The organism is Thermoplasmata archaeon, from assembly GCA_035632695.1.
In the GTDB taxonomy this organism is placed as follows: domain Archaea; phylum Thermoplasmatota; class Thermoplasmata; order RBG-16-68-12; family RBG-16-68-12; genus RBG-16-68-12.
The window spans coordinates 1-3,590 of the sequence record DASQGG010000040.1 but is presented as its reverse complement, the minus strand read 5'-3'; the positions used below and the strand labels follow the sequence as shown (position 1 = coordinate 3,590).

The following is a 3,590-nucleotide window of genomic DNA, read 5'->3' as shown; positions in this document are numbered from 1 at the left end:
ATGAACCGACTCGAGGTACAACTCCTTGGTCTGCGGGTCGAACCGGTACACGCCCATGTCCGAGATCACGCAGGAGGGGCCGCCCCGGGGCAAGCCCGCGCGCTCCCGACCTCCGGGACCGTCGATGTAGCCTGGCGTGGTCACGTAGTCCACTTTCTGGACGAACTTGAGGCGGTCCTGTTTCATCATGATGATCGTCCGCTGGGCCAGGGAACCGATGTCGTTCGCGCCGCCAGACCCCGGCAACCGAACCTTGGGGGCCCGGTAGTCGCCGATCACGGTCGTGTTCAGGTTCCCGAACTTGTCGATCTGGGCACCGCCGATGTAGCCCACGTCCACGTAGCCGGGCTGCATCAGGAGCCCGAAGACCTCCGTGAGCCCGCAGAGCATCACGCTCCCGGGGACGAGGCATCCATCGCCGATGGACAGGGGCGTCCGCTTGGGCCGCGCATCGACGACGCCGGACTCGAAGATCATGATGCAGTTCGGGGCGTGCGTGTGCTTCGCGAGCATGCCTCCGAGCATCGGGAGACCCGTCCCGATGAAGGCGATCTCCCCATCCCGAATTTCGCGGGCCGCGCAGATCGCCATGAGCTCCGTCCGCTTGTAGGGTGGAGGTGCACCGGGCTCAGTAGCCATAGTTCACCTTCCCGCTCATCACGGGTTTCGCCCGCAGCGCATTGAGCCTGTCCGGTCCGAGCTTCCTCAGGTAGGCGACATGGTCCTCGACCCCGTACACCCACTCGTCCGCCCAACCCTGCCAGCCCTCGAGGGTCGTGCTCCGCGCCGCGTAGTCCTTGCGGAAGGCGCGGTCCGTGTCGTAGTAGCCCTGCACCTGGTACGGGTGGCCGCCGAACGCCAAGGGAACGATGGCGTGCACGCGGAACCCCGGGATGATCGTCCGGTTGGGGTCGCGACGAATCACCTTCGTCGGGACGATTTCCTCGACGGTCAGCAGAACCTTCTTCCCCGCGTACGTCCCCCAGAGATCGTCGCCGAGCTGGCCCCAGACTTGGGCATTCCCCTCCTCGTCGCATCGCTGCGCATGCAGCAGGGCGACGTCCGCGGGGCACGCGGGGAGGAGCGCGACCTTCTCGCCGGTTCCGAAGGGGTCCTCGAGGACCTGGGCCTTCGGGTGAAGGAACGACTCAACCGCGAGGAGGTCGGAGCCGAGCTCGGACTTCACGGGCATGAACGGAAGGCCCATGCCGGCGGCCATGAAGCGCATCGTCATCCCGAAGTTGCTGTACTCCTCGATCAGGATCTTCCGCGGGATGCCCTTCTCGACCGCACGCCGGTAGCAGTGCGCGAGTCCGAGCGCCTCGAGGCCGAGGTAGGATCCCTCGAGCCGGTCCACGCAACCTGCGCCGATGAGCCAGTCCGCGTCCTCGGTCCACCCGCTCATCAAGAACGTGAGGTCCCGTTTCCGCTGGCGCATGATCTCATAAATCACCGCGAACGGCTTCCGCACCGCGATGCCCCCGGACCGAAGGCGGCAGCCGTCCGGAATGAACTTCTTCACGGCTTCCGCGAGGGGCATGAGCTTGCCCGCAACGTCGGGCTCGGCCATGGCCGCGAGAACGGGAGGCGGGGGTAAGAACGTTCCGTGGGGTTTGTTACGGTGACGGAGCGCGCGCCCCGAGGTCCTCGAGAACCGCGGGGAGTTCGGCGAACCGCACGATCGTTGCATGAGGCTTCGCCTCGCGGAGGGCGGCGGGATTCCCGTAGCCGTACGTCGCGGCCACGGTCCACATCCGCGCCGCGCGCCCCGCGAGAATGTCCACGGGGGCGTCCCCGACGACCACGCACCGCCCGGGCTCCAGCCCAAGCGCCCGAGCGGAGTACAGGGGGAGATCCGGGTAGGGTTTGGGTCGCGAGACCTCGTCGCCTCCGACGATGGCCGTGAAGCACGACGCAATCCCAGACACCTCGAGCATCCGACGCGCGCCGTAGAGGCGCCGCGTCGTCATCGTGCTGATGGGATGATCTCCGAGGCGCGGCATCGTCTCGCGGACCCCGGGGTATAGGGGCAGACCTTGCTCGACATGCTCCATGAAATGCTCGTAGTACATGTCCGTGATCCGATCCACGACGGGACCCTGCATGCCCCGCAGGAGGTCCATCTGGCGGGAGACGGGCATCCCGATGAGCGGGCGGAGTTCCTCGGTCGTGAGCGGCTTCACGGCGAAACTTTCGAGGGCGGCGTTCATGGACGCGACGATCGCGTCCAAGGTGTCCATGAGGGTCCCGTCGATGTCGAACAGGAGGCCGAGGGGCATGAGTGCGGTCCAGGCACCGGACGACCGCCGAACCTTAAAGGTAACCCTCGGGTCCCCGCCTAGACCACGGCCCTCCGTCTCAGATCCGCGATCTGGTTCGGCGTGTAGCCGAGGGAAGCAAGCACCGCCTCCGTGTGCTCGCCCAGGAGCGGCGGCGGTGCGGGCGCCCCGCGTTCGTGGGTGGACCGGAACGGCGGACCGAACTGGCGGATCTTCCCCGCCGTCCGATGGGGGATCTCCAAGATCATCCTCCGGGCCGCCACCTGGGGATCCCGGGCGATGTCGCTGATCCGGTAGACCGGACCCGCGGGGACGCCATGCTCGTTGAAGAGGGACTGCCAGGCGTCCGTCGTCCGACCGCGGAGGATGGACTCGAGGAGCGGCTCCAGGGTCGCTCGGTTCTCCACTCGCTTCGGGTTCGTCGCGTACCGCGGATCCGCGGCGAGCTCCGCGCGACCCAGGGCTTCACAGAACCGACGGAAGATGTCGTCGTTCCCCACGCTCACGTCGAGGAACCCATCGCGGGTTGCGAACGCCTGGTACGGCACGATCGTGGGGTGGCGCGAACCTGCGGGCTCGGGATCCTGGCCCGTGGCGAAGAAGTTCGCCGCCATGTACGTGAGCCACGCGAGCTGGGAGTCGAGCAGGGAGACGTCCAGGTACTCGCCCTCCCGCGTCCGCTCCCGGTGGAGAAGGGCCGCCGCGATCGCGTACGCGGCGAACATGCCGCCGGCGATGTCCGCGACGGCGACTCCGATGCGGACGGGCGGGTGCCCCGGCTCGCCGGTGATTCCCTGGAGTCCTCCGAGGCCCTGGAGGATCAGGTCATAGGCGGGGCGGTTCCGATAGGGTCCGTCCTGCCCGTATCCGGAAATCGAGCAGTACACGATCCGCGGGTTCACGGACCGGACGGCCGCGTAGCCGAGGCCGAGCCGCTCGGCGACGCCGGGGGCGAAGTTCTCCAGGAAGACGTCGGAGCGCGCCGCCAGGTCGAGGGCGATCTTCCGGCCTTCGGGGTCCTTCAAGTTCAGGGTCACACTCTCCTTATTCCGGTTGATGCACAGGAAGTACGCGCTCTCGCCGCCGAGGAATGGCGGACCCCAAGCACGCGTGTCGTCGCCCCGGCCCGGCATCTCGACCTTCGTGACCTCGGCCCCGAGGTCCGCGAGCATCAGGGAGCAGTAGGGGCCGGTGAGCACGCGCGAGACGTCCAAGACGCGGATCCCTTCAAGGAGGCCGGGCATGAGGCAACCCCGGGCCGGGTACGTCCAGGTCGGATATGGGGTTACCGACGTCAGTAGGAATCCCAAT

4 protein-coding genes are annotated in these 3,590 nt (G+C 67.5%); all 4 read right to left on the bottom strand.

The genetic code is table 11. From position 1 onward, the window contains the following. A partial coding sequence (locus tag VEY12_03375) for a CoA-transferase (protein ID HYM39175.1) occupies positions 1 to 639 on the bottom strand: 639 nt, incomplete at its 3' end. Then, entirely contained in the window at positions 629 to 1,570 is a 942-nt protein-coding gene (locus VEY12_03370) for a CoA-transferase (protein HYM39174.1), read from the bottom strand. The genes VEY12_03370 and VEY12_03375, both read right to left, overlap by 11 nt. Positions 1,571 to 1,616: 46 nt before the next feature. Continuing rightward, complete coding sequence (locus VEY12_03365; protein ID HYM39173.1) at positions 1,617 to 2,279, bottom strand: HAD family hydrolase; 663 nt, start codon at positions 2,277 to 2,279, stop codon at positions 1,617 to 1,619. 59 nt (positions 2,280 to 2,338) lie between these two features. Next, positions 2,339 to 3,523 (bottom strand): CoA transferase, encoded by a 1,185-nt coding sequence (locus VEY12_03360; protein ID HYM39172.1) that lies wholly within the window; start codon positions 3,521 to 3,523, stop codon positions 2,339 to 2,341. Positions 3,524 to 3,590 lie beyond the last annotated feature (67 nt).